The organism is uncultured Rhodococcus sp. (genome assembly GCF_963525155.1).
In the GTDB taxonomy this organism is placed as follows: Bacteria; Actinomycetota; Actinomycetes; order Mycobacteriales; family Mycobacteriaceae; genus Rhodococcus_F; species Rhodococcus_F qingshengii.
In genome coordinates, this window is the sequence record NZ_CAURKP010000010.1 from 13,277 (window position 1) to 39,840 (window position 26,564).

Genomic DNA, 26,564 nt, shown 5'->3' on the forward strand with positions numbered 1-26,564 from the left:
CGCACGCGAACGGTGCTCACGCGTTGAGGGGTCTCCCCAGCGCCGAGAGCACAGACTCGTGCATTGCCTCCGAGAGCGTCGGATGAGCAAACACGACCTCGGCGAGATCCTCGCCGGTGGCTTCGAGGGATCGAGCGATACCGAAACCCTGAATCTGCTCGGTCACATCCGGACCGACCATGTGCGCGCCGAGAAGTTCCCCGGTATCGGCGTCGAAGATCGTCTTGACGAAGCCTTCGGCCTCGCCGATCGCCAGTGCCTTGCCGTTCGCCTGCAGGTCGAAGTGTCCGACCCGCAGCGCGCGACCAGTACCGGCGCACTGCTTCTCCGTCAGACCCAGGCTCGCCACCTGTGGGCGGGCATACGTGCATCCCGGAACGTAGTCGCGATCGAGCGGATGAACGTCGGGCACGCCTGCCAACTTTTCGACGCACAAGACAGCTTCGTGACTTGCCTTGTGCGCCAGACATGGAGCGCCCGCGACGTCACCGATCGCATAGATCCCGAAAGCGCTGGTACGGCACCACTGGTCGGTGACGATCGCACCGCGCTCGATCTCGACGCCCAGAGCCTCCAACCCCAGATCCTCGACGTTGCCGGTGATTCCGGCCGCCACCAACACCCGGTCCACGGTCAACGACTCGACACCGTCGCTCGTCTGCACATTCACCTCGACGGCGTCGTCGCCGACGGTCACCGCCGACACCGAGGCTCCGGTGTGAATCGTGATGCCACGCTTCTCGAACTGCTTGCGAACGAAGGCCGAGATCTCTTCGTCCTCGACCGGCATGATGTGTGGTGCCATCTCGACGATGGTCACCTCGGTTCCGAGATCGCGGTACAGGCTGGCGAATTCGACTCCGATCGCACCGGACCCGATCACGAGCAGCGACTTCGGCAGTTCCTTCGGGACGAGCGCGTCGAAGTAGGTCCACACCCGATCACCGTCGGGGGCAACGCCGGGAATCGAACGCGGCCGGGCACCGGTTGCAATGATCACGTGGTCGGCTCGATACGTCTGTCCTCCCACGGATACGACGCCTTTGTCCACCAACTTCGCGGCGCCTGAGATGACGTCGACGCCGTTCTTCTTCATCAGATAGGCAACACCGCCGGACAACCTCTCCGAGACCCCTCGGCTGAACGACACCAACTTCGAGATGTCGAACTGGACAGACGCCGAACTGAATCCGTATGTGTCGAGTTCACTCAAGGTATGCGCGACGTCCGCGCCGTGCAGCATCGCCTTGGTGGGGATACAACCCCAGTTGAGGCAGATACCTCCGAGGCGATCACGTTCTACCAGCGCGACGTTCAACCCCAACTGGGCAGCCCGGATCGCCGCCACGTAACCACCGGGGCCGCCACCGATGACAAGAACGTCGTACTGATTCGACGTATTGTTTTCCACCACAGCCCCTTACACCAACATCAGCGCGGGAGACGCGACAAAGCGCTGGAGCTCCCGAAGGAAGGTCGCACCCAGGGCTCCGTCGATAACCCGGTGATCGCACGAGAGGGTCACGGTCATCACGGTCCGGGCAGAAACACTGTCACCGACCACCACCGCGCGCTTCTCCCCCGCACCTACGGCAAGGATCGCTCCCTGGGGCGGATTGATGATCGCGTCGAATGCCTTGATCCCGAACATGCCGAGGTTGGACACCGTGAAGGTTCCGCCCTGGAATTCTTCGGGACGAAGTTTGCCGGTCTTCGCCTTGGTGGCCAACGAGAGCACCTCACCCGAGATGTCCGCCAACGACTTGGTATTCGCGCTACGCACGATGGGCGTGATCAGGCCGGTCGGAAGTGCAACTGCCACCGAGACATCCGCCGACGCGAATCGAAGAACCGATTCGTTCGCGGCATCGAACTGGACGTTCACGTCCGGCACCTTCATCAGTGCAGCGGCGCAAGCCTTCACGATGAAGTCGTTGACCGACAGCTTGACCGCCGGGACGGTCGAATTGATCTCCTTGCGCAGAGCGAGAAGCGCATCGAGCTCGAGGTCTGCGGTGAGCCGGAAATGGGGTGCCTGCTGCTTGGACGCCTGCAACCTACCGGCGATTGCCGATCGCATGGGGGTGAAAGGAATTGTGTCGTACTCGGGTTCGGCCGCAACAGATTCGGTCTCAGCCGCCGCCTCGGGCAGGAGCTGCGCTGAACGAGCGGCGTCGTGCACGTCGGCAACGCAGACGCGCCCCCGCGAACCCGTCGGACGACAGTCATGCAGGTTGACGCCCAGTGATCGGGCAGTTCTGCGTGCGACCGGGGTGGCAGGCACGGCACTGTCGTCGGCGGTCGATCGCAGCGGGAGGCCGGATCTCGCGGCCGGCACTACCGGTGCAACAGTGCCACCGGCGTCACGAATCGCGTCGTCGATGTCGCGGACACTGATCCGCCCGAGGGGACCGGTACCCACTACGGCGGCGAGATCGATTCCGAGCGATTCCGCACGTCGGAGTGCGCGAGGACTCGCAAACACATCGTCCTGCGTCGTGCCTTGCAGAACGCTCGGTACGACGGTGGAACCGGTTGGTGCAGGTTTCGGTGCAACAACCACCTTCGCAGCCGGTGTAGCCGCAGGTGTCACGGGAGCCGCCGGCGCAGCAGCTGGGGACGGTGCCGGCTCTTCCGCCGGCGCGGTTGCGCCGCGGGCGGCGAGGAACTGCTCGATCTCCGCATCCGTCGTGGACGCATCGGCGGACACACCGATCACGGCACCGACGGGCAGAGTCTGCCCCGGTGTGCCGACGATCTTGCGGAGAACACCGTCGAACGGCGCCTCCAGCTCGTTGGTGATCTTGCTGGTCTCGATCTCACAGATCAACTGGCCCTTGGTGAACGAGTCACCTTCCTCGATGAGCCACGCGTTGACCAACCCCTCCTCCATGGAGAGCCCCCATTTGGGGATGTCGATAGCTTTGATGTCAGCCATGATCAGGCTCTCACCAGCTTGCGAACCGACTCTTCGATGCGCGCCGCGTCAGGCAGCCAGGCAGTTTCGAGGGTCGGGGAGAACGGAACCGGCGTGTGCGGCGGCGTGATCAGTTCGATCGGCGCTTTCAGGTAGTTGAATCCCTTGGTGGCGATCAGCGCGGCTACGTCGTGCCCGAAGCCGCAGCGGGCGGCGGATTCGTCGACGATCACGACCCTTCCAGTCGATGCGACGGATTCGAGGATGCCGTCCTCGTCCAATGGTGAGACGGTACGAGGATCGACAACCTCGACCGAAATACCCTCGGCGGCCAGCTTGTCTGCTACGTCGTTGGCGCGGTTCACCATTGCGGACAACGCGATGATCGTGACGTCGTCGCCCTGCCTGGTGTAGTTGGCGACGCCGAACGGAATCGCGTACGGCTCGTCCGGCACTTCGCCCTTGAGGTCGTAGAGCACCTTGTGCTCGCAGAACACAACGGGATCGTCGTCCCGGATGGCCTGGATGAGTAGGCCTTTGGCGTCGTAGGCGTTGGACGGCGCGACCACTTTCAGGCCAGGCACCGCGGCAAATACGTTGTACGGAGACTGAGAGTGCTGCGCAGCGGCGGAGAAGCCTGCGCCGATCATGCCTCGCACCAGCAGCGGGGTTCTGGCCTTGCCACCGAACATGTAGCGGAACTTGGCAGCCTGGTTGTAGAGCGCGTCGTAGGAGACTCCGAAGAAGTCCATGAACATCAGCTCGGCGACCGGCCTCAGTCCGGTCAGTGCGGCTCCGGCAGCCATTCCGATGATCGCGGATTCGGTGATCGGGGTATCGATTACACGCTCCGATCCGAACTCCGTCCACAATCCCTTGGTGACACCCAGGACACCGCCAAATGCCTCGATCTTCTTCGTCTCCAGATCGGGATTGGTACCGGCATGCCCACCCCGTACGTCCTCACCGATGAGAACGACGCTCGGGTCGCGTTGCATTTCTTGGGCGATGGCCTCTTTGACGGCCTCGCGGTAGGTCTTCTTCGACACGTTCTCGGCTTCCACGCTTGTCATCTCGGGCTCCTCAGTACGACACGTAGACATCGGTCAGCAGATTCTCGACGGGTGGATACGCCGCGGCACGCGCCTTCGCTACCGCCTCGTCCACCAGCACTCGCGACTGCTCGTCCACCGCGTCCAGATCAGCGGTGCTGACCTTCTTCACATCCACGCTGCTACGGAAATTCTTGAGCGGATCCTTGGTTTCCCGTAGTTGCGCAACCTGTTCCGCCGTGCGGTACAGCTGCGCGTCACCCTCGAAGTGGCCGTGCCAACGGAATGCCGCCGCCTCGATCGTGGTGGGGCCACCGCCGGTCCTGGCGCGCTCCGATGCTTCCGCCATCGCGTCGTAGACCGCGAAGAAGTCGGTGCCGTCCACCTTGACGGCAGGCATTCCGAAGGATGCAGCGCGGGCGGCGATGTCGGGTGCGCCCACCGCGTAGTCGGTTCCTGTTGCTTCACCGAATCCGTTGTTCTCGATCACGAAGACGATCGGAAGGTCCAGCACCACAGCCATGTTCATCGCCTCGAAGACGGTTCCCTGGTTGGATCCACCGTCTCCCGTGAACGACGCAGCGATGACACCGTTTCGAAGCGTCTTGCCACTCAGTGCAGCGCCGATCGCCAACGACGGGGCTCCGCCGACAATCGCGTTGGCGCCGAGCATTCCCACGGACAGGTCGGCGATGTGCATCGAGCCGCCCTTACCGCGACACAGGCCGTCGTCCTTGCCGAAGATCTCGGCCATCATGCCGTTCAGATCGCAGCCCTTGGCGATGCAGTGCCCGTGACCGCGGTGAGTGGATCCGATGTAGTCGGCGTCGCTCAGGTTCTCGCACACTCCCACCGCGATGGCTTCCTGGCCCGAGTAGAGGTGAATGAAGCCGGGGATGTCACCGGTTGCATTCTCTTCGTGCAGTCGATCCTCGAACGCACGGATGCGCGACATCTTCTCGTACGCCTTCAGCAATGCATCCCGGTCCAGCCCTGAATGAGGCTTGGCGCCGGTCCTTTTCGATCCTGGGGTTGTCGGCTTCTGCGCCGTCCGTTGAACCACAGTCACACTCCTCGTTCTCGATCACTCGTCGCCATGCAGTGTCGTGTAGGTCACGGGCGAAGGGAAAGAGTTGCGTGAGGTTGCCGGGAGTTGCGAAGGGTTGCAGCTGTTGACTTTCGAGCGTTGATTCAGGCGCCGCTCAGGCTGCCGCGTCTGATCTTGGCCAGCGCGCGGTGTTGGGCGAGTTCGACGGCGCTCGTTGTCGTTCTCAGTGACAGCGCCGTCTCGCGCACGTCGAAGCCGACAACGATGCGAGCTACCAAGACGTCGCGTTCTGCGGCCGACAGATCACCGAAGGGCAGAGTGAGTCGACTGGAGGCGGGTAGCGAATCGATTTCGCGACTGATCGCGTCGTACAGATGCGCGAGGAACGCTTCTCCGGCACGTCTACGTCGCCGAATGTCGGACAGGACGGATCGGCAGATACCGACGGCAATACGATCAGCGTCGAGCGGTCGCAGTTCGGCACGACAGCGCCGCGTCACCAGAGGCACGATGCGTTGAAGGAGTTCTGCAATCGCGTCCCGATCCCCTCGGGACGCATCGTCGGCAACACTGTCGATCGAACGTCCACCTGCCCTGCTTGTCATTCCGATCTCCCCCTGCTTCGGCTCTTGGTCGAATTCCCGACTATTGCTCAGGTTTTGAAGTCGCTAGGGGCGTATCGGCTCGGGGCAGATCCCGGTTTGTTCCCCGATGATGTTGATCTCGGCGTTGGAACGAGGGTCAGCGCCGTAGTTGATCTGGTCGGTGCACTTCTCGGAGGGCTCGACGGCATCGGGCGGGAGCGGCGCCGGGCATGAACCCATCCGCTCTCCGATGCTGTTGATCTCCGCATTCGAACGAGGGTCACCCACATAGTTGATCTGATCGGTGCACTTGGTCGACTCGGTAGCCGGACCAGGGGCCGCAGGGGCAACCGCGCTGGTCGAGACCGGGGTCCAGGCCGGCGCTGCTCCGCCCGCCGGGACTCCGGGGGTGGATGCGTCCGTACCGCCGCCCACCGAGTTCGAGCCTTCGACTGTCTCCGTAGTGGTCGCTGCGGTCAGCGGTGGTGGGGTCGTAGACGCCGCAACCACCGATGTAGTCGTCGGTTCGTCTCCTGGAGCGCTGTTGTCATCACTCGAACACCCTGTCATCGCGCACACCACCCCGATCGTCAGTACGGCGAGCAGCACTCGCGGACGCCGAGTCTTATTGGTCAGCAATACTTCACGCATTTGCTCTCACACTCCTCGATACGCGGATCAGCTCGTTCCGCCCAAGCGGTGAACACCGACGTGACTCACTCTAGGAGCCTGATTCCATCGGTTTCGTAACAGAATTCCGTCGGTCGCGTACCAACTCTCGACGGTCCTGACATTCATACGATTACGTAACGGTGGGTGGCAAAACTCCGATATCGAGATCACCTGTGATCGTATGAAAACGCACATGCCGATGAGAGGGTTCGCAGCGGCCGGGGAGGGGAAAGTGTTGTATCGGAGTGACATCTGCGGCGGTCGATCAGACCGTACTCGCAGCCTGTTCGGTACAGCGCTCGCGGCAGCAACCCTCGGAGCGTCCGTGATCACCGGCTGCGCGTCCACCCAGGGCGTTGTGATCGAAGGCGATGTCGCTTCCACCGGGTTGCCCGTCACACAACCTGCAGACCTGGCCAGACGGGTTGCCGAAAACTCGAGGTTGGGCCGGGCGCTCCTCGACGATCCTGGGGTGTCCGAGGGAGTGAAGACAGAACTTCGGTCGTGCCCTGACTGGTATCCGATCTCGGTCGGGTCCATCCTTCTCGATCCAGGCGCACCGCGTATCGTGCCGGAGACCGAACTCGTCGTCATGAATGTGTATCCGTGCCAACCGGCCCACCAACCCGGGACCGGAGTGTCGATCTCGGTCAACCTTGCCGGCTACGTCTACCGCAGCGGCAAGGCCGGTTCGAGTGAAGACGATCCCGAACTGGGTGAGCGCCTGTTCTCCGTCGAAGAGCGCGGAAAGTTCATCGTCAGCGGTCAACGCGCCGCGAGTTTGTCTGTCCTGGAAACGGATCCGCGGCCACCGGAGTTCGAATGTTGCCCCCGTCCACCGCTTCGGACCGAGTTCCACTGGGATGGAATGGAGTTCATCCGTGATTGATCGCCGTCGCCGCGCGATGCTCGCCGGTGTTTGCCTGCCGGTCGCGTTTGCTCTCGTCTCCTGTTCCACCGAGCCTGAATCAGAACCCACTCCGAATATCGCAGCATCACTCGACCCCTCGGATCTCTCACAGGGCTTGAGCATCGATCCTGTTGCCCTCCTCAGAGCAGACCCGGAAGTGTCCGATGCGGTCAAGGACAGTCTCCGACTGTGCGGTGATGCGAACTTCCCCTACGAAATCCGGTACTCCCCCGTGACAGGCGCCGTTTGGCAAGATGCCGTCGTCAATGTCTTCACCTGCGAGTCTGTCGGCATCTGGGGACGACCGGCCCCACCGGTCAGCTTCATGGTCGCCGGATTCGTCTACCAGATCGACGAATCGGGCGCTCACAAAGTCTTCGGAGTGCAAGACCCAGGACGCTACGTCGTCGGCTCAACCGGAGGATTGTCGGTCATGGTCGACCTGTGCAAAGACCCCGGCATTCCGGAGTTCTGTCAATCGTCGACTGCATACAAGTGGACCGGTGAAGGGTTTGAGAGTGTTCCGTTCCCATGAAAGCGAAGGCCGATGACCGATCCGTTGATTTTGCTGGTCGAAGACGACGCTGTCATCCGCGAAGCAACGCAATTGAATCTCGAACGCAACGGGTTTCGGGTGATCACCGCATCGGGAGGGTTGACCGGAATGGATATGGCGGTCGACGCCAAGCCGGATATCGCCGTCCTCGACGTGATGCTTCCCGACCTGAACGGAATCAGCCTGTGCCGACGCATTCGTGAGGAACTGTCGGTGCCGGTCATCATGCTGTCCGCGCGCGACGACCCGGTCGACATCGTTCTCGGATTGGAAGCCGGTGCCGACGACTACGTCACCAAGCCCTTCGACAGCGGTGTCCTGGTGGCCCGTATCCGCAGTGTGCTCCGGCGGGTCGAATCCCATTCCGGTACGGAGAAAGACATCGTGACTCTCGGCGATCTGGAGATCGATCGCGAGTTGGTGACCGTCACGCGTTCGGGCGCCGAAGTGGCTCTCACACCCACCGAAATGAAGCTGCTCCTGGTCATGGTGAGTGTGCCGCGCAAAGTCTGGTCTCGCTCCGAACTGCTCTCGGACGTCTGGGATTACGACTGGGGCGGCGATACGCGCATCGTCGACGTTCACGTTCAGCGATTGCGCACGAAGATCGGCTCCGAACAGATCCGGACCGTCCGGGGGTTCGGCTACACGATGGACAACCATCGGTGAGATCGCGGGATCTCGCCGCCAAGCTCCCGTCCACCGGGAGGCGGTTGTCGTTTCAGTGGAAGATCGCGGCGGCCATCACGTTCGTGATTGCCGTCGCCTCGATCACGCTCAGTACCGTGATGCATCAAACCTTTTCACACAACCAAGAGGATGCAGCGCGGGCGGCAGCTGATCGCAATCTCCAACTGGTGCTGCAGGACGAAACGGGCAGCATGCGTGCGCTGTTCCGCGCCACCACAGATGGTCTCGACGTTCCGGAAGAGTTGCGTCAGGCCGTGGCGGGCGGCAAACGTGCCACCTACCTTGTCGACAGCGGGGACCAGCCATTCGTCTGGGCTGCTGCCGACGTCAACACTCAGGTGGTGGCGATTCGCGTCCCGTACACCGCGCAGCGGGAATCGATCGCCAGCGTCGATCGGACACTTCGCAACGCCACCGTCGCAGTGATCGCAGCGGGTGCCGTCCTGGGTGTGCTGCTTGGACTCGCGATGTCGTATCGATTGCGCTCGGCCGCCCGTGCGGCTCGCAAAGTGTCTACCGGAGCGGACATCCGCGTCCGCTCGGTCACCTGGTCGCTTTTCGACGACGAGATCACCGAGCTGGCGGATGCGGTCGACGCGATGTCCGATGCTCTACGGGGACAATTGGACGCCGAGAAGCGCGTGACAGCCAACATCGCGCACGATCTCAGGACGCCCATCTCCGGACTGGTCGGCGCCGCAGAACTCCTGCCACCCGGTAGGCCAACCGAATTGGTGCGCGACGGCGTCCATAAACTCAGGAGGCTCGCCGAGGACGTCATCGAAGTGGCACGCCTCGACACCACCTCCGAGCAGGCTGACATCCAATCGGTGGAACTGGCACCGGTGGTGCGTCACGCGATTTCCACCACCGGGGTGGAATGCGAAGTGAGAGTTCACGGGACGCCTGTGTCGCACACCGACGCACGTCGGCTCGAGCGGATCATCGCCAACCTGATCTTGAATGCTCGCAATCACGGAAAGTCGCCGATCAATGTCCACGTCGACCACTCCCGCATCACGGTCCGGGATCGGGGCGTCGGGTTCACTGAAGAGTGGCTTCGCCAGGGGCCGAAGAGATTTCAGACCAACTCCGTCGAACGCGGCCCGAACTCGGGCCTGGGCCTCGGCTTGACGATCGTAGTGGGACAAGCGGCGGTCATCGGCGCTCGTATCGACTTCGCGAACCATCCGAACGGGGGCGCGGTGGTGACGATCGACCTCCCCGAATGTTCGGCAGACGAGTTCGATTGACACCGAGGCAGTTCGGTCGATCGGCCGGGACACAGGGTCCCGGCCGATCATTGGTGGTGTCTCGGACTCAAACCTGTCCGACAGCGACTCCGGTGCGAACGTCCGGTGCACCAAGGCGCGCCGCATCAGCGGTCAGGTCATCGGGCTGCTCCTGAGATTCCCGCTCGGCTGCGACGCGCAACCGGTAGTGCTCGATCTCCTCGGCGATGTGCTCGGGAGTCCAACCGAGCACCGGCGCAACCAGTTCCGCCACTTCGGCAGCTGCCGCATCGCCGCGATCGGTAACCTCGATGGAGATGCGGGTACGACGGGTGAGGATGTCGTCGAGATGCTGCGCACCCTCATGGCTCGCAGCGTAGTGGATCTCCGCCTTGAGGTACTCGGGGGCGGAGTCCAACGGCTGCCCCAGTTCCGGTCGCGCCTCGACGAGTTCGAACAACTCGTCAGCCAGAGTGCCGTACCGACCCAGTAGGTGCTCGATGGTCGAAACGTGCAGTCCCGTGCGCTCAGCGGTGAGATGCCGATTGTTGTGCGCGGCAAAGTAGCCGTCGGCACCCACAAGTTGGATACGCTCGGTGCAGGACTTCGGCACCTTCTGTTCCAATCCGTGCACCGCGGAATCGACAGCGTCCTTGGCCATCACGCGGTAAGTGGTGTACTTGCCACCGGCGACCACCGTCAAACCTCGGACCGGACTCGACACCGCATGCTCACGCGAGAGAGTGCTGGTCGAATCCGATTCGCCGAACAGCAACGGACGCAACCCCGCGTACACACCGACGACGTCCTCGTGCGTCAACTCGTCCTGAAGGAGCTTGTTGACATGTCCGAGGATGTAGTCGATATCGCTTCGGCTCGCTGCCGGATGGGCGAGGTCGAGGTTCCAGTCGGTGTCCGTCGTGCCGATGATCCAGTGGCTTCCCCACGGAATCACGAACAGCAGACTCTTCTCGGTCCGCGTGATGATTCCGGTCGCCGAGTTGATGCGGTTTCGCGGGACGACCAAATGCACACCTTTCGAAGCGCGAACCTGGAATTGCCCTCGCCCACCGACCATTTCCTGAATCTCGTCAGTCCACACACCGGCGGCGTTGATGACCTGACGAGCACGGATCTCGAACGCGCGACCTGTTTCCAGATCCACGGCCTTCACCCCGACTACGCGGTCCTCCTCACGGAGAAAGCCGATTACGCGGGTGCTGTTGACGCACAGCGCGCCGTACTCGGCCGCCGTGCGCGCCAGCATCATCGTGTGGCGGGCGTCATCTACCTGACCCTCGTAGAACTTGACCGAACCCCGGATAGCAGAGCGCTTTCCGGAAGGGAACGATTCGAGAGTCTTCTTCTTGCCCACATGCTTGTGGTGTGAGGGAACCCCGCGGCCTGCGCCCATCACGTCGTAGACGCCGATGCCCAGACCGACGTACGGCCGGTCGATCAACTTCTCGAGTGGGTAGATGAACGGCACCGGCTTCGCGAGATGCGGGCACAGCGAATTCAGAACCAGCGACCGCTCACGCAGTGCCTCGAACACGAGCGCAAAATTGAACTGCTCGAGGTAACGCAGTCCGCCGTGGAACAGCTTGCTCGACCTGCTCGAGGTTCCGGACGCGAAGTCACGAGCCTCCACCAAGCCCACCTTCAGACCGCGAGTTGCGGCGTCGAGCGCGCTACCCGCTCCGACCACGCCACCGCCGATAACGAGGACGTCGAGTTCGGTTTCTTCCAACTTCTTCAGCGACTCCGCCCGCGAGGACGGACTCAATGCTTGTGCTGTGCTCATGAAAACTGTTCCTTCACTTGAAAATAGGTAGAAATGGGGGCGCCGCGATCAGTCTGCGTCGACCCAGTCGAGTGTACGAGTGACGGCTTTCTGCCAGCCTGCATACAGGCGCTCACGCTCGGCCGAATCCATCGACGGCGTCCAGCTCTTGTCCTTCGCCCAGTTGCTGCGAATGTCGTCCTCGCTCTCCCAGTACCCGACCGCGAGACCAGCGGCGTACGCAGCGCCCAATGCCGTGGTCTCCGCAACGACAGGGCGGATCACCTCGACGTCGAGCAGATCGGCCTGGAATTGCATGAGGAGTTCGTTCGCGACCATTCCGCCGTCGACCTTGAGAACCTTCAAGTCGACACCCGAGTCGAGGTTCATCGCCTCGATCACCTCACGACTCTGGTACGCAGTCGCTTCGAGCACCGCCCGGGCAAGGTGCCCCTTGTTCACGAACCTTGTCAGACCGACGATCGCACCGCGTGCATCCGCGCGCCAATGCGGTGCAAACAGGCCCGAGAACGCGGGCACGAAGTACGCGCCACCGTTGTCGTCCACAGAGCGCGCGTTCACCTCGATGTCGGCCGCGTTGTCGATCATGCCGAGGTTGTCCCGAAGCCACTGGACCAGCGAACCGGTCACGGCGATCGATCCTTCCAGTGCGTAAACCGTTGGCTGCTCACCGATCTTGTAACAGACCGTCGTCAACAAGCCGTTCTTGCTCATCACCTTTTCGGTGCCGGTGTTGAGGAGCACGAAGTTGCCGGTTCCGTAGGTGTTCTTCGCTTCTCCGGGCGAGAGGCAGGCCTGACCGAAAGTCGCTGCTTGCTGATCGCCGAGGATTCCGGCGATCGGCACGCCGGACAACGTTCCGCGTTCGCGCACGAATCCGAAAGTTTCGGACGAGCTGCGAATCTCGGGGAGCATCGATTCGGGGATGCCCATGTCGGCGCAGATCGCCGAATCCCAAGCGAGAGTGTCGAGATCCATCAACAGAGTGCGCGACGCGTTGGTGGGGTCGGTAGCGTGCACTCCGCCGTCGACGCCGCCGGTCATGTTCCACAGCACCCAGGTGTCCATCGTGCCGAAGCACAACTCGCCTGCTTCGGCCTTCTCACGCGCGCCCTCGACGTTGTCGAGAATCCACTTGACCTTGGGGCCCGAAAAGTACGTGGCCAACGGCAATCCGGTGACTTCGGTGTACTTCCTGGGGCCGTCTTCGCCGGCGAGTGCAGTACAGATTCGATCGGTGCGTGTGTCCTGCCAGACGATGGCGTTGTAAACGGGCTTTCCGGTTGCTCGTTCCCAGACCACTGCCGTCTCACGCTGATTGGTGATGCCGACGGATGCGATGTCGGCCGCGGTCAGATCTGCGTTGGCCAAGGCGCCCGCGGTGACGTTGCGGACGTTGTCCCAAATTTCGATCGGATCGTGTTCGACCCAGCCTGCCTGCGGAAAGATCTGTGTGTGCTCGTGCTGTTCGACAGCGACTACGTGCCCACTGTGATCGAAGATCATGCATCGCGTGGAGGTGGTTCCCTGGTCTATCGCGGCTACGAACTGCGCCATCGTGCTACCCCTTTGGTGTCGAAGAAAGTGCGAAAGATTTACTGTCAGAGATGATGATTCGCCATCAGGCCGGTATCGTGGCCGGCTCCTCGGCTGCCTTCTCCACCGACTCGTCAGGCAGGAATCGACCAATCAGCTTGTCGTAGAGGAACACCCCGATCGGAGCGCCGATCAGCGGCCCCACGATGGGCACCCAGAAATACAGGCTCCCGTACTGATCTCGCCAGGCGCTGCCGTAACCGGTGAGATACGACGCCAGCCGCGGACCGAAGTCACGGGCCGGATTGATGGCGTAACCCGCGTTGGTCGCCCATGCGAATCCGATTGCCACCACGATCAAACCGACGACGAAGGGCGCAAGATTCGCGAGCGGCGGAGTTCCCCGAGTATCGGTCACCGCAACGATGAGGAACAACAGGATCGCCGTGCCGATGATCTGATCTATCAGCGCTGATCCCAGACTGACCGGGAGCGTTCCGTTTCCGGGCATCGTCGAGAAGATCGTCTGAGTCGCCGTTGTGTGTCCGGGATCGATGGCATTGAGCATGTCGTTGTAATTCCACCGGACGATCAGGGCCGCGACAAAGGCTCCAGCGGTCTGCGCCAGCGTGTAGGGCAGGACCTTGCGCCAGGAGAATCCCCGGAAGATCGCAAAGGCGAAGGTCACTGCGGGGTTCAGATGAGCACCCGTCACCCGGCCTGCGACATAGATGCCGAACATGACGCCGAGTCCCCAGGCCCACGCGATACTGTCGTGTCCGCCGAGACCCCCACCGCTCCCGCCGGACACAACCTGCGCCACAACTCCGACGCCGAACAAGATCAAGATCATCGTTCCGGCGAACTCGGCTGCCAACTCGCCTGGAAGCCCTAATCGCTTGGCTTTCTCCATCCCCACCCTCACTTCGTTGTGATGCATGTCATAGTTTGGATTGCTGCACCCGTAGCGTAAGGCCGTTTGCACATTCACGCATAGCTCGTGCACATATGTGCAAATGCCCCATTTGCGCACCGTAACGCGGGTAACAGACACACTTCTGGGACTTTGCGTGATCGAGCGCCTCGGCCTGGGCCTACTCGGATAAGATTCGGTTCAATGCTCTTGCACGTACGTGCAGACAGGACGAACCCATGGAAACTCCCACTTCGGACTCCGCTACCTCCGATCCGGCGGACCCGCGCATCGCCGACGCAGTTCAGGCCGCACGCCTCTACTACTTCCAGGACCAGACCATGGCTGCCATCGGCCGCGACATGGGGGTGTCCCGATCCACCGTCTCCCGATTGATCACCTACGCGCGCACCTCGGGTCTCGTCGAGATCAAGATCAGCACCCCGCACGGCCAGGCTCCTCGCATCGAACGCGAGTTCTCGGAACGGTACGGAGTGCGCGCCCACGTGGTGACCGTGCCGGAACTGGTAGGAGATCTCGAGCGACTCGAAAAGGTCGCAACCTTTGCCGGACGCCTGCTGGCGTCGTTCTTCGACAGCGACATGGTGATGGGGATCGCCTGGGGAACCACACTCAGTGAAGTCAGCAAGCACCTTGCCCCCAAACGCACGTACAACTCGTACGTCGTGCAACTCAACGGCGCCGCGAATACTCGCACCACCGGGATCTCTTACGCCAGCGACATCATCAGAACCATCGCCGACGCCTACGGTGCTCTGCCACAAGGATTTCCGGTGCCTGCCTTCTTCGACTACCCGGAAACCCGGGAGCAACTGTGGCGCGAACGAAGCATCAAACGCGTCTTGGACATGCAGAAGCGAATGGACCTGGCAGTCTTCAGCATCGGCGTACCGGGCGGCAACGTACCGAGTCACGTCTACACCGCTGGATACCTCGAACCCGATGAAGCAGAAGCACTTCGACGCGACGGAGTGGTCGGCGACATCGCAACCGTCTTCTTCCGGTCGGACGGGAGCTACCGCGGAATCGAACTCAACGAGCGCGCGAGCGGCCCGCGACTGGACCTTTTCGAGAAGGTCGCCAGGCGCGTGTGCATCGTCGCCGGAACAGCAAAACTGCCGGCCCTGGAGGGAGCACTACGGGGCGGGCTGATCACCGATCTGATCATCGACGACGTCAGCGCCACCGCGCTGGTGTCCTGACCGCTGCACCAGCTTCTCGATTCCGTCGAGAAGTAAGCCAAGCGAGAAACTGAAATCGAAGGCATCGTCGCCGGCGGCCTCACCCTCCGGGCTGCCGTCCTCGAAGCCGCCTTCCTCGATTGCGGCACTCAGGTAGGGGAATCCCTCCCGATTGATGACACGAGCAATGAGAGCGCCGTATGCGACGTCGTCGTCTGCCGACTGCGCTGAACGAGACGCCAGGTCAGCCGAGAATCGAGCGCGGCCGATGACGAACAACGACACGTTGGTCACCACCTGGAACTTCGACGCGGCGCTCAGGGCGACCCCGTCGAGGGCGCTCAGACCCGCGTCGAGCCACGCCATGTTGTTGGGCCCGGTCGGTGGAGCCGTGATGGGCAGCTTGAGCCACCACGGTCGACTCAGCATCGTGGCGTACTCCTGATTCGCCCACGCCTCGAGCTTGACGCGCCAGGTCACGCCGTCGGGAATCACCGGCGGCGGCCCGATCACCCGATCCGAAATCAGTTCGATCAGTTCGTCTTTGCTTGCCACGTAGCGGTAGAGCGACATGGTCGTGAACCCGAGCGCTTTGGCCACGCGGCCCATCGACAGAGCGGTGACGCCTTCTGCGTCGGCCAATTCGATCGCGGTGTCGAGAATTTGCTCGAGACTGAGCCCCTTCTTCGGACCCCGCGTTCCCGGCTGGTCCAGTCCCCAGGCCAGTTCAACTGCTCTCGGTAGCGCTCCGCGATCCATAAGCTCCCACTCTTCACTCTTGCCATCATCCTAGAACTGTGTACGCTATAAACACGAGTTTATGACATACACAGTTCTTACTTGGAGGTCTCGATGTCAGGAACGATCCCCGCAATCTCGGTCCGCGGACTCCGTAAGCGCTACGGCGATCAACAGGTACTGGCTGGACTCGACCTGTCGGTCCCGGCCGGATCGGTGTACGCCCTCCTCGGCGCGAACGGCGCCGGAAAGACCACGGCCGTAAGAATTCTCACCACCCTCATCCCCTTCGACGGAGGCGAGGTCACGGTCGCGGGGCATTCACTGCCCGGAGATCCACAGAACGTTCGGCGACGCATCAGCGTGACCGGGCAGTACGCAGCCGTCGACACCTTGCTGACCGGATTCGAGAACCTCACCCTACTGGGCGAACTGAATCACCTGGGCCGGAAGAACTCCCGTCGCCGTGCCGAGGAATTGCTCGACCAGTTCGATTTGACGGACTTCGGCGACAAACGCGCCGGCGACTACTCGGGCGGCATGCTCAGACGACTCGACATCGCAATGAGCCTCGTCGCCCGACCGGACGTCGTCTTTCTCGACGAACCCACCACCGGCCTGGACCCGCGAAGCCGCCACGACATGTGGTCGATCGTTCGAGGACTCACAGCGTCAGGCGTCACCATCTTCCTCACCACCCAATACCTCGACGAGGCAGACGAATTGGCCGATACGGTCGGCGTGCTGAGCGGCGGCCGCATCGTCGCCGAGGGAACACCGGACGAACTCAAACGCCTTGTTCCCGGCGGCCACGTCGCACTGCAATTCGAGAACCTGGCCCAACTCGAACTCGCCGCGGCGTCACTGCCGCAGGCGCATTCGAATGCCGAGACCTTGACCCTGCACATCCCTTCCGACGGGGCAGTTCCGTCGATCAAAGCGATCCTCGACTCGATCGACGATCCGTCGATCACCGTCGAGAAGTTCTCTGTTCACACTCCGGATCTGGACGACGTGTTCTTCGCGCTCACCGGATCAGGCCAACCCGAGATTGCGAGCGTTCGATGACCTCCACCATTGCAATCGATTCCGCGGTGATGCTCCGCCGGAATCTCAAACACGTTCTGCGCAGTCCGGATTCGATGATCACTGCGATAGCCCTTCCGGTCATGCTCATGCTGCTGTTCGTCTACGTCTTCGGCGGCGCCATCAACACCGGTAGCGAGTACATCGACTACGTCGTGCCAGGAATAATCCTTCTGTGCGCCGGTTTCGGCGCCTCGACCACCGCGGTCAGCGTCTCGAGCGACATGAAGGACGGGATCATCGACCGTTTCCGGACCTTGGCGATATCTCCGTCGTCGGTCCTGACCGGTCATGTACTGGCCAGCGTCGTCCGCAACGTCCTGACTACGGCGATCGTGGTCGTGGTTGCGCTGATCATGGGATTTCGCCCGACCAGCGATCCGTTGCGCTGGCTCGGCGTCGCCGCTGTGATCGTCGCCTTCGTCTTTGCCATGTCGTACCTCTCGACAGCTTTGGGACTCTTGGCCAAGAACCCGGAGGCTGCAAGCGGATTCACCTTCGCCATCATGTTCCTGCCCTACGTCAGCACTGCTTTCGTACCGGCTCAGACCATGCCGTCCTGGCTGCAGGGATTTGCCCGGCACCAACCGGTGACTCCGATCATCGAGACTCTGCGCGGACTCCTGATGGGCACGCCGATCGGAAACAGCCCGGCCATCGCCCTCGCGTGGTGCCTGGGCATCGCCGCCGTGGGATTCGTGTGGTCGAACTGGCTCTACCGACGAAAGCCCGCGAGCTTACCACACACGAATGCCCCACACCGGAGGGTGCGGGGCTGCTTGGGCTGTGCGCTTTTATTCACCGGGGGGGGTTAATAACGGCGCACAGCGGATTACTTGGCGTCCAGCAGATCGATCACGAAGACCAAGGTCTTGCCGGAAAGCTGGTGCCCTGCACCGGCGGGGCCGTATGCCAGCTCCGGCGGAATGGTGAGCTGACGGCGTCCGCCGACCTTCATGCCCGGGATGCCGTCCTGCCAGCCCTTGATCAGGCCACGAAGCGGGAACTGAATGGACTCGCCACGGCTCCAGGAAGAGTCGAACTCTTCGCCGGACTCGAACTCGACACCGACGTAGTGAACGTCGACGGTGCCACCGGGAACGGCTTCGGCGCCTTCTCCGACAACCAGATCCTTGATGACCAGATCGGTCGGCGCGGGGCCTTCCTGGAACTCGATTACGGGCTTGCTACTCATGGGTCCTCCTCGTTGAGGCGAAATGTTGGGTACAGAAGACTAGCGGGTGGTGATATCGCTAGGTCACGCGTCAGCGGGACGTGATGTCTCTGTAGTCACGCTCGGTGTAGCCGGTGTAGATCTGGCGCGGGCGGCCGATCTTCGTAGCCGGATCCTCGTGCATTTCACGCCAGTGCGCAATCCAGCCGGGCAGACGGCCCATGGCGAACAGCACCGTGAACATGCGCGGCGGGAAGCCCATCGCGCGGTAGATGAGGCCGGTGTAGAAGTCGACGTTCGGGTAGAGCTTGCGCTCGATGAAGTAGTCGTCCGTGAGGGCGGCCTCTTCGAGTTGCATTGCGATGTTGAGCAGTTCGTCGTCGCCGCCGAGCTTGGCGAGGATGGTGTGCGCGGTTTCGCGGACCAGCGCAGCGCGCGGATCGTAGTTGCGGTAGACGCGGTGTCCGAAGCCCATGAGCTTCACGCCGTCTTCCTTGTTCTTGACCTTGCGGACGAACTCGGCTGCGGTGCTGCCGCTGGCCTTGATCTCGTCGAGCATCTCGAGCACTGCCTGGTTGGCGCCGCCGTGCAGCGGGCCCCACAGTGCGTTGATGCCGGCCGAGACGGAGGTGAACAGGTTGGCGTCCGACGAGCCGACCATACGCACGGTCGACGTGGAGCAGTTCTGCTCGTGGTCGGCGTGCAGGATCAGCAGCATGTCGAGTGCCTTGGCGACCTCGGGATCACCCTGGTACGGCTCGGCGGGGAAGCCGAACGTCATACGCATGAAGTTCTCGACCAGGTTCAACGAGTTGTCCGGGTACAGGAACGGCTGTCCGACGGACTTCTTGTACGCGTACGCAGCGATGGTCGGCAGCTTCGCGAGAAGACGGATGGTGGACAGTTCCACCTGCTCCGGATCCTCGGGATCGAGCGAATCCTGGTAGTACGCCGACAATGCGTTCACTGCGGACGAGAGAACCGGCATCGGGTGAGCGTTGCGCGGGAATCCGTCGAAGAACCGCTTGAGGTCCTCGTGAAGCAGGGTGTGTCGACGGATGCGGTCCGTGAAGGACTCGAGCTGGGCGTCGGTCGGCAGTTCGCCGTAGATCAGCAGGTAGCTGACCTCGATGAACGTCGACTTACCTGCCAACTGCTCGATGGGATATCCGCGGTAACGCAGGATTCCCTTCTCACCGTCGATGTAGGTGATTGCAGAACTGGTGGATGCAGTGTTCACAAAACCGGGGTCAAGGGTGGTGTACCCCGTTGTGGCCAGCAGCTTTCCCAGCTCGATGCCGTCATTGCCCTCTGTTGCCCTGGCAATGGACATCGTGTACTCACCACCGGGGTAAGTAAGCGTGGGCTTTGTGTCATTGTCAGCGGGCACGAAGGATCCCTCTCAAGCTCGAACCAACGAGTAACTACATGCGATCAACTAGAAACTAGTCGCACGGGAGAGATCGTGCCGAAGGAGGGTCGCTCCACGGCTATTTTTCGGGTACTCACGAACCCGACATACCCACCGAAACTGAAACATGTTCCAGTCTGGGCTTTCCCACTCGCGTGACCGGTACTCCAGTCTACGGAATCGCGCATTTACCCACACTGATCTGCAAATCTCGGCTGCAATTCGCAAATGGGAGCAACGTCGGACCTTCCGGACCACTGACACGGGGTACCGAAAACCGATTGTTATCGGCTGATGCCTACTTGGTGTTACACGATCCCACGGTATGAGAGCCGGATCACAGCGCCTTGATGCCCCAGCTACCCGTCCACGTCTGACCCGGATGAAGCACCAGGAGATCGATGCCCGAGTTGAAGGCGTCAGGCGGGCAGGTCATCGGCTCCAAAGCCAATGCGCGCCCACGGTCGGGATACCCCTTGTCGTTGGCGGGATCTGCGACGAATGCCTGAATCCACGGGAACTCGCGGTTGGTCCACAGGGCAGTGCCCGTTCCATCCGGAGCCAGCAGCTCGTGTTGCGTGCGACCACTGCCGTCGACGACGTCCAATGCGCTGTACGGAGTGTCCAACTGCACCCCGGCAAGCAGTCTCGGTGTCCGGAAGTCGTAGTCCGTACCGGCGACTGCCTGCGAATACGCGTTCGGCAGCATCCTCGCCGGATCGATCGGCAACCGCGTGCCTGCTGCCAGATGCAGAGCACATTCGTCGAGCGGAAAGTCGCCGGCGCGAATGAAGGTGTGCATTCCGAGCCCGAACGGCGACGAGGTCGCACCCTTGTTCGTGGCCGTGTGCGTGACGGTCAGTCCGTCGGCACCGACCTCGTAGGCGACCGTCAGCTGCAACGGATAGGGCCAACCCTTGTGAAGTCCCACGTCGACCGACAGTTCGACGCGCTCGTACGTGTGGTCCACGAGGCTCCAATTGCGACGCCGGACGAACCCGTGGCTCGCGTTCCCCAGCGCAGGTTCGGTGATCTCGAGTTGATGCTCGATCCCGTCGAACATGAAGTGCCCGTCGCGAATTCGGTTGGGCCACGGCGCGAGAACCAATCCGGCCGACAGCGGTGGCTTCGATCCGAGTGCCCAGGTCTCGGTCAGCGCGCGCTGACCGTTCGGTCCTTCGTGATCGAGTAGCCGCAACCCGGCACCGGCCGCGGCGATCTCGGCTCGATAGCCTCCACCACGGATCTCGAACCCTCCCCTACCCGTGCTGTGCGGCGCAGTCATACGTACCAGTTTCCACCACGAGCGACCGGTTAACCAGGACGTCAGACGGCGCGTCCCACCTTGTAGCGAACGAATGCCGGAAATGCGAGGGCAGAAAGGACAACACCGACAATCACCAGGAAGCCGCCGCCCGCTGCCGCGACACCGGTCCCGAACAGGAAGGCTGCACCGCCGTGCAGCACGTCACCGATACGCGGACCACCTGCCACGACCACGATGAATACGCCCTGCAGTCGTCCGCGCATGTCGTCGGTTGCCACTTGCTGGAGCATCGTGCTGCGGAAAGCCGCCGAGACCATGTCGACGGCTCCGCCGAATGCCAGGAACGCGACCGCCACCCAGAGCAGAATCACACTGGAACCGGGACTCGCGAAGTACACGGCAACGCCGAAGCCGACCATGGACAGCCCCCACAGCGCGATGCAGACCAGAACGGCTCGCCCCTGGTACTGAACCCGTGGCAACCAACCCGAGAAGACTCCGCCCAGAACGGCTCCCACCGACATCGCCGCGAACAGCAGTCCCAGCGCAAAACCGCCGCTGGCGGGGTCACCGAAGGATTCGTGAGCGATCTCCGGGAACAGTGCTCGCGACATCCCGAACACCATCGCGATGATGTCCACCACGAACGACGCGAGCAGAACCTTCTGCGTCGCGAGATACGTGAAACCGCCAAGGACCTCGCTCAATCCGGCTCGCCGAGACGTTCCGGTCGGCGGAATCGCCGGGAGCTTCCATACCGCCCACAGTGTGGCGAGAAGAAAGATCGAGTCGAGCAGGTACAGCAGTTGCAGACCGGCCGACGGTATGAGGACACCCGCCAGTAGCGGGCCGGCTATCGCACCGAACTGCACGACAGTCATGTTCAGCGAGTTCGCGGCCGGTAACTGCCTGCCCGGAATCAACCGAGGGATGATCGCCGCTCGCGTCGGCTGGTTCACCGCGAAGAACGCCTGTTGAACCGAGAACAATCCGAGCACCAACCACACGTTGTTCACGTTCAGGGCAGCCTGGATCCAGAACAGTACCGACGTGACGCCGAGTCCGATCGAGGTGATCATCAACAGCCGTCGTCGATCCATGACGTCGGCCAGTGCGCCGCCCCACAGACCGAAAACGACCAGCGGGACCAGACCGAAGATTCCCGTCAGACCGACGTAGGCCGAGCTTCGGGTGATCTCGTACACCTGTTGCGGTACGGCGACCACGCTGAGCTGAGCGCCGATGACGGTGACGATGCCGGCCGTCCACAGCCGTCGATAGTCGCGATTCTCGAGCGGAGTCGTGTCCGCGAGTAGCCGGCTCACGGCTGGAGACGGACGGCGGACCATTGTCCGTCGACCAGGCTCGTGCGAACTCGATTGTGCATGCGGTTCGCGCGTCCTTGCCAGAACTCGACAGACTCGGGACGAATCAGAATCCCGCCCCAGTTCGGTGGCACCGGAATCTCACCGTCCACGCCGAATCGAGCAGCGACCTCACGCAGTTGCTCGTCGAGATCGGCACGCGAGTCGATCGGACGAGACTGCGACGACGCCCACGCGCCGAGCTGTGAACCTCGAGGCCTGGTTCGCCAATACTCCTGCGTCAGTTGAGCACTCACCCGCTCGGTGGTGCCGCGGACGATCACCTGCCTGGCAAGGGTCAGCCACGTGAAGTTCGCCGACGCGTACGGGTGGGCGTCGAGGTGACGAGCCTTGTCGGATCCGTAGTTGGTGAAGAAGAGGACGCCGTCCTCGCTGAGCCCTTTGCAGAGCACGGTGCGCGACGCCGGACGGCCACCGCCGTCCACCGTCGACAGAGTCATGGCGTTGGGCTCCGGCGCGTCAGCTTCGACGGCGTCCACGAGCCATTGGCGCATGAGGGGCAGCCAACCGGTTTCGACAACCGAAGTATCCAATTCCGCACTCATGCGGTCCTCGACGGACTCCGATTCGCTGCCTGCTTGCGGATAGCCCACACGCATGGCCGCGAGTTCGTTGTCCACCGCCTGCGGGTCCTGACGTTCATTCGACACAGCCGAGAACGCTACTCCCGGGTACTCACTGGCCAACGGCTACGCGGCACGCGCTAAAGTTTGCCGTGGCTAGACCCGACCCGGACCGCGAGCCGCACCAGCGACAGCACCGAATCGGGACGAGACGATTGCGCAGTACAAAACACGGTGCGTGCTCATCCCTGCGAGCACCGAGGCGCAGTCACTGAAGCTGAGGCAGTGCGACTGTAGACCTGGCGCACTCGAACGAGGAGAGTCCACGAGAATGGCAGCGAGCGCAGCAATACCGGACGATTTTGTGAGCGGACTCGAAGGCGTCGTCGCCTTCACCAGCGATATCGCAGAACCCGACAAGGACGGCGGCGCACTGCGCTACCGCGGAGTCGACATCGAAGACCTGGTCGGCCAGAGGGTCACCTTCGGCAACGTATGGGCTCTTCTCGTCGACGGCCGCTTCGGCCCCGGCCTCCCGCCGGCCGAGCCGTTCCCCCTCCCCATTCACACCGGCGACGTCCGTGTCGACGTTCAGGCCGGACTGGCGATGCTGGCTCCCATCTGGGGCTACCAGCCGCTCCTCGACATCGATGACGAGACCGCCCGCGACCAGCTCGCCCGCGCATCCGTCATGGCGCTGTCGTACGTCGCGCAGTCCGCTCGCGGCATCTACCAGCCGGCAGTCCCGCAGAGCCGCATCGACGAGGCCAAGACCGTCACCGAACGCTTCATGGTTCGCTGGAAGGGTGAGCCCGATCCGGCACACGTCGAGGCAATCGACGCGTACTGGGTCTCGGCAGCCGAGCACGGCATGAACGCCTCCACCTTCACGGCCCGCGTCATCGCCTCCACGGGCGCCGACGTCGCGGCTTCGCTTTCCGGCGCCATCGGCGCGATGTCCGGCCCGCTGCACGGCGGCGCACCGGCCCGCGTTCTTCCGATGATCGAAGAGACCGAGAAGACCGGCGACGCCCGCGCGCTGGTCAAGGGAATCCTCGACCGCAAGGAAAAGCTCATGGGCTTCGGACACCGCGTCTACCGCGCCGAAGATCCCCGTGCACGCGTGCTCCGCGCCACGGCGAAGCGCCTCAACGCTCCCCGCTACGAGGCTGCCGCAGCTCTCGAGCAGGCTGCACTGGCAGAACTGCGTGAGCGTCGTCCCGATCGCGCGATCGAGACCAACGTCGAGTTCTGGGCCGCCGTCATCCTCGACTTCGCCGAGGTTCCCGCGCACATGATGCCCGCCATGTTCACCTGTGGCCGCACCGCCGGCTGGTGTGCACACATCCTCGAGCAGAAGCGTCTCGGTAAGCTGGTACGCCCGGCCGCCATCTACACCGGCCCGGCGCCCCGCACTCCGGAGTCGGTCGAGGGCTGGGACCAGATCAGCCACGCGTAGTACCCCGCTCGAATTCGCCAATCACGGTAGTACAGAACACAAGTGAAGGAACAGAAAGAAGCGATGACCTCCACACCGATCATCCCCGCCGACCTCAAGCCCGCCGACGGACGCTTCGGCTGCGGTCCTTCCAAGGTTCGCCCCGATCAGCTGCAGTCCCTGGTCGAGGTGGGCGCTTCGGTGTTCGGCACCAGCCATCGCCAGAAGCCGGTCAAGAACGTTGTGGCCAGCATTCGTTCCGGCCTCGCCGATCTGTTCTCACTGCCCGAGGGCTACGAGGTCGTCCTCGGCAACGGCGGAACCACTGCGTTCTGGGATGCGGCCGCATTCGGCCTCATCCGCGAGAAGTCGCTGCACCTGACCAACGGCGAATTCAGCTCCAAGTTCGCTTCGGTCGCCAAGGCCAACCCGTTCATCGGTGACCCGATCGTCGTTTCCGCCGATCCGGGCAGCGCACCGGTGCCGGTCTCCGACCCGTCCGTCGATCTCATCGGCTGGGCGCACAACGAGACCTCCACCGGTGTGTCGATCCCCGTCTCGCGTCCCGCGGGTTCGGAGAACGCACTGATCGCCATCGACGCCACCTCGGGCGCCGGCGGACTTCCGGTCAATGTCGCCGATTCCGACGTCTACTACTTCGCTCCGCAGAAGTGCTTCGCTGCAGACGGCGGACTGTGGATCGCGCTGATGAGCCCGGCCGCCCTCGAACGCGTCGCGGAGATCAAGGATTCGGGACGCTGGACGCCTGACTTCCTCTCGCTGCCCATCGCCGTGGACAACAGCTCCAAGGATCAGACGTACAACACCCCGGCCCTGGCCACCCTCTTGCTCTTCGCCAACCAGATCGAGTGGATGAACAGCAACGGCGGCCTCGACTGGACCACCGCTCGCACCGCGGATTCGTCCTCGCGCCTGTACAACTGGGCCGAGGCCAGTGAGTTCGCAACGCCGTTCGTCGCTGATCCGGCACACCGCTCGCAGGTTGTCGGCACCATCGACTTCAACGACGACGTCGACGCTGCCGAGGTGGCAAAGATCCTGCGCGCCAACGGAATCGTCGATACCGAGCCGTACCGCAAGCTCGGCCGCAACCAGCTGCGCGTCGGCATGTTCCCGGCCATCGACCCCGATGACGTCACCGCTCTCACCAAGAGCATCGACTGGGTCGTTTCTCAGCTCGGCTGATTTTCACATTTGCTTCACCGCTCGGCCCCCGGCATGACGTCGGGGGCCGAGCGTCGTTTGCGCCAGGCCTTGTGAGCTACCACACCGGTGGGCGGATCCGAGGTCATCTCGCCCTGCGTGTCCTGCCGAGTCCATGGTCACGAATGAATTACAGTTGAGCGCGGCGCAAAGTCGCGAGCCGGCGCGATAAGGAGGTCAATGTGCGAGAGCTTCGAGTGATCGGACTTGAACCCGATGGATCGCATGTGGTGTGCGCAGATGCTGAAACCGGCCAGAAATTCCGGCTTCCCGCCGATGACAAACTTCGTGCAGCTTCCCGCGGAGACGTGGCTCGACTCGGCCAGATTGAGATCGAAATGGAAAGCCAACTCCGTCCCCGCGAAATTCAGGCGCGCATTCGTTCCGGTGCTTCCGTAGAGCAGGTCGCCGAAGAAGCGAAGATCCCCATCAGCAAGGTCGAGCGCTTTGCGTACCCCGTTCTGCTCGAGCGCTCCCGCGCCGCGGAAATGGCGCAGGGCGGACACCCGGTGCGCGACAACGGTCCGACAGTTCCCACCCTCTCCGAAATCGTGACCCACGCATTCCGCGCCCGCGGCCACAGTATCGACGAGGCCACCTGGGATGCCTGGCGCGACGAGGACAATCAGTGGGTCGCGCAGTTGCAGTGGCAGGCCGGCCGCACCACCAACGCCGCGCACTGGCGCTACCAGCCCGACGCGCACGGCGGAACGATCGTCGCACTCGACGACGCGGCATTCGACTTGATCGATCCCGACTTCGGTCGCCCGCTCCGCGGCCTGGTACCGGTGGTCTCGAACGAGCCGCAGCAGCTCGAACTGTCCCGATTCGACGTCGAACCGGTGGCGGAGATCGAGCCCGAGCCCGCAGCAGTTTCCGAGCGGACAGCAGTTTCCGAGCGCACAGTAGTCCCCGAGCGGACGGTGGTGGCGGAACGGATCGTGGCGCCCGAACCGATTGCTGTCGAGCCGGAAACCGTCGTCACCGAAGAGGTTCCCGAACCCGCACCGGATGTGACCCCGAAAACCGCTCCGCAGCAGACGCAGACCAAGGACAAGCGCGGACGGCCTGCTCTTCCCTCGTGGGACGACGTACTCCTCGGGGTCCGCAGCAGCGGTCGCTGACCCGAAGGAAAGTATTCTTCTTTCGAGCGAGGCTGAGG

The 26,564-nt window shown here is 62.8% G+C and carries 25 protein-coding genes; 10 read left to right on the top strand and 15 right to left on the bottom strand.

The features are described from left to right. Nucleotides 1-16: 16 nt before the first annotated feature. From lpdA to RWT78_RS04270, 6 genes are all read right to left on the bottom strand, one after another. Nucleotides 17-1,414: a dihydrolipoyl dehydrogenase gene (lpdA, locus tag RWT78_RS04245; protein ID WP_314674200.1), complete on the bottom strand. Its 1,398-nt coding sequence runs from the start codon at nt 1,412-1,414 to the stop codon at nt 17-19. A gap of 6 nt (nt 1,415-1,420) precedes the next feature. Continuing rightward, a complete protein-coding gene (locus RWT78_RS04250) occupies nt 1,421-2,938 on the bottom strand; it encodes a 2-oxo acid dehydrogenase subunit E2 (protein WP_314674201.1) in 1,518 nt (505 codons plus the stop codon). A gap of 2 nt (nt 2,939-2,940) precedes the next feature. Beyond that, nucleotides 2,941-3,990, bottom strand: coding sequence for an alpha-ketoacid dehydrogenase subunit beta (locus RWT78_RS04255; protein WP_314674204.1), 1,050 nt, complete (start codon nt 3,988-3,990; stop codon nt 2,941-2,943). Between the two features lie 10 nt (nt 3,991-4,000). Then, nucleotides 4,001-4,924, bottom strand: a complete 924-nt coding sequence (locus tag RWT78_RS04260; RefSeq protein WP_051649553.1) for a thiamine pyrophosphate-dependent dehydrogenase E1 component subunit alpha — start codon at nt 4,922-4,924, stop codon at nt 4,001-4,003. A gap of 236 nt (nt 4,925-5,160) precedes the next feature. Beyond that, complete coding sequence (locus tag RWT78_RS04265) at nt 5,161-5,622, bottom strand: RNA polymerase subunit sigma (RefSeq protein WP_314674207.1); 462 nt, start codon at nt 5,620-5,622, stop codon at nt 5,161-5,163. Between the two features lie 63 nt (nt 5,623-5,685). Next, on the bottom strand, nt 5,686-6,252 hold the full coding sequence (locus RWT78_RS04270) for a hypothetical protein (protein ID WP_314674209.1): 567 nt from the start codon (nt 6,250-6,252) through the stop codon (nt 5,686-5,688). A 253-nt stretch (nt 6,253-6,505) separates the two neighbouring features. On the opposite strand from RWT78_RS04270, the gene RWT78_RS04275 reads away from it, so the two are divergent. From RWT78_RS04275 to RWT78_RS04290, 4 genes are read left to right on the top strand one after another with little or no spacing between them, the layout of a single operon-like run. Continuing rightward, the gene (locus RWT78_RS04275) at nt 6,506-7,162 is read left to right on the top strand and encodes a hypothetical protein (RefSeq protein WP_003939689.1); all 657 of its coding nucleotides are present in this window, start codon (nt 6,506-6,508) and stop codon (nt 7,160-7,162) included. After that, entirely contained in the window at nt 7,155-7,718 is a 564-nt protein-coding gene (locus RWT78_RS04280; protein WP_314674213.1) for a hypothetical protein, read from the top strand. The genes RWT78_RS04275 and RWT78_RS04280 overlap by 8 nt, the downstream gene beginning before the upstream one ends. A 12-nt stretch (nt 7,719-7,730) precedes the next feature. After that, nucleotides 7,731-8,408 carry a response regulator transcription factor gene (locus tag RWT78_RS04285; protein ID WP_003939990.1) on the top strand — a complete coding sequence of 226 codons (678 nt, stop codon included), beginning with the start codon at nt 7,731-7,733 and terminating at the stop codon, nt 8,406-8,408. Further along, on the top strand, nt 8,405-9,682 hold the full coding sequence (locus tag RWT78_RS04290) for a HAMP domain-containing sensor histidine kinase (RefSeq protein WP_047270934.1): 1,278 nt from the start codon (nt 8,405-8,407) through the stop codon (nt 9,680-9,682). Before RWT78_RS04285 ends, RWT78_RS04290 begins: the two co-directional genes overlap by 4 nt. A 67-nt stretch (nt 9,683-9,749) precedes the next feature. Here RWT78_RS04290 and RWT78_RS04295 read toward each other — a convergent pair whose 3' ends face one another. The 3 genes from RWT78_RS04295 to RWT78_RS04305 all read right to left on the bottom strand — a co-directional run bounded on the left by RWT78_RS04295 (nt 9,750) and on the right by RWT78_RS04305 (nt 13,914). Next, complete coding sequence (locus RWT78_RS04295) at nt 9,750-11,465, bottom strand: glycerol-3-phosphate dehydrogenase/oxidase (RefSeq protein WP_058037824.1); 1,716 nt, start codon at nt 11,463-11,465, stop codon at nt 9,750-9,752. Nucleotides 11,466-11,513: 48 nt separating this feature from the next. Next, on the bottom strand, nt 11,514-13,022 hold the full coding sequence (gene glpK / locus RWT78_RS04300) for a glycerol kinase GlpK (protein WP_003939742.1): 1,509 nt from the start codon (nt 13,020-13,022) through the stop codon (nt 11,514-11,516). A gap of 64 nt (nt 13,023-13,086) precedes the next feature. Beyond that, entirely contained in the window at nt 13,087-13,914 is an 828-nt protein-coding gene (locus RWT78_RS04305) for an MIP/aquaporin family protein (RefSeq protein WP_003940085.1), read from the bottom strand. Nucleotides 13,915-14,153: 239 nt separating this feature from the next. Here RWT78_RS04305 and RWT78_RS04310 point away from each other — a divergent pair, with 239 nt between their 5' ends. Then, entirely contained in the window at nt 14,154-15,137 is a 984-nt protein-coding gene (locus RWT78_RS04310; protein WP_007733475.1) for a sugar-binding transcriptional regulator, read from the top strand. Here RWT78_RS04310 and RWT78_RS04315 read toward each other — a convergent pair. After that, nucleotides 15,072-15,875 (bottom strand): TetR/AcrR family transcriptional regulator, encoded by an 804-nt coding sequence (locus tag RWT78_RS04315; RefSeq protein WP_007733476.1) that lies wholly within the window; start codon nt 15,873-15,875, stop codon nt 15,072-15,074. The genes RWT78_RS04310 and RWT78_RS04315 overlap by 66 nt on opposite strands. A 93-nt stretch (nt 15,876-15,968) precedes the next feature. Here RWT78_RS04315 and RWT78_RS04320 point away from each other — a divergent pair, with 93 nt between their 5' ends. Beyond that, a complete protein-coding gene (locus RWT78_RS04320) occupies nt 15,969-16,922 on the top strand; it encodes an ATP-binding cassette domain-containing protein (RefSeq protein WP_314674222.1) in 954 nt (317 codons plus the stop codon). Then, nucleotides 16,919-17,755 (top strand): ABC transporter permease, encoded by an 837-nt coding sequence (locus RWT78_RS04325; protein WP_314674223.1) that lies wholly within the window; start codon nt 16,919-16,921, stop codon nt 17,753-17,755. Before RWT78_RS04320 ends, RWT78_RS04325 begins: the two co-directional genes overlap by 4 nt. A 17-nt stretch (nt 17,756-17,772) precedes the next feature. Here the strand turns inward: RWT78_RS04325 and RWT78_RS04330 are convergent, their stop codons facing one another. The 5 genes from RWT78_RS04330 to pdxH form a co-directional block, all read right to left on the bottom strand. Continuing rightward, complete coding sequence (locus RWT78_RS04330) at nt 17,773-18,135, bottom strand: FKBP-type peptidyl-prolyl cis-trans isomerase (RefSeq protein ID WP_003940440.1); 363 nt, start codon at nt 18,133-18,135, stop codon at nt 17,773-17,775. A gap of 70 nt (nt 18,136-18,205) precedes the next feature. Next, on the bottom strand, nt 18,206-19,504 hold the full coding sequence (locus RWT78_RS04335; RefSeq protein ID WP_003940509.1) for a citrate synthase: 1,299 nt from the start codon (nt 19,502-19,504) through the stop codon (nt 18,206-18,208). A gap of 358 nt (nt 19,505-19,862) precedes the next feature. Then, entirely contained in the window at nt 19,863-20,810 is a 948-nt protein-coding gene (locus tag RWT78_RS04340; RefSeq protein WP_042921680.1) for an aldose 1-epimerase family protein, read from the bottom strand. 41 nt (nt 20,811-20,851) lie between these two features. Then, nucleotides 20,852-22,141: an MFS transporter gene (locus RWT78_RS04345; RefSeq protein ID WP_003940031.1), complete on the bottom strand. Its 1,290-nt coding sequence runs from the start codon at nt 22,139-22,141 to the stop codon at nt 20,852-20,854. Then, nucleotides 22,114-22,827 (bottom strand): pyridoxamine 5'-phosphate oxidase, encoded by a 714-nt coding sequence (gene pdxH / locus RWT78_RS04350; protein WP_003940154.1) that lies wholly within the window; start codon nt 22,825-22,827, stop codon nt 22,114-22,116. The genes RWT78_RS04345 and pdxH overlap by 28 nt, the downstream gene beginning before the upstream one ends. A 244-nt stretch (nt 22,828-23,071) precedes the next feature. Between pdxH and RWT78_RS04355 the strand changes: the two genes are divergently transcribed. The 3 genes from RWT78_RS04355 to sepH all read left to right on the top strand — a co-directional run bounded on the left by RWT78_RS04355 (nt 23,072) and on the right by sepH (nt 26,526). Next, complete coding sequence (locus RWT78_RS04355; protein WP_003940025.1) at nt 23,072-24,199, top strand: citrate synthase 2; 1,128 nt, start codon at nt 23,072-23,074, stop codon at nt 24,197-24,199. A gap of 63 nt (nt 24,200-24,262) precedes the next feature. Beyond that, nucleotides 24,263-25,384 carry a phosphoserine transaminase gene (gene serC, locus RWT78_RS04360; protein WP_314674263.1) on the top strand — a complete coding sequence of 374 codons (1,122 nt, stop codon included), beginning with the start codon at nt 24,263-24,265 and terminating at the stop codon, nt 25,382-25,384. Nucleotides 25,385-25,584: 200 nt separating this feature from the next. Next, a complete protein-coding gene (sepH, locus tag RWT78_RS04365; protein ID WP_030535368.1) occupies nt 25,585-26,526 on the top strand; it encodes a septation protein SepH in 942 nt (313 codons plus the stop codon). The last annotated feature ends 38 nt before the right edge of the window (nt 26,527-26,564 follow it).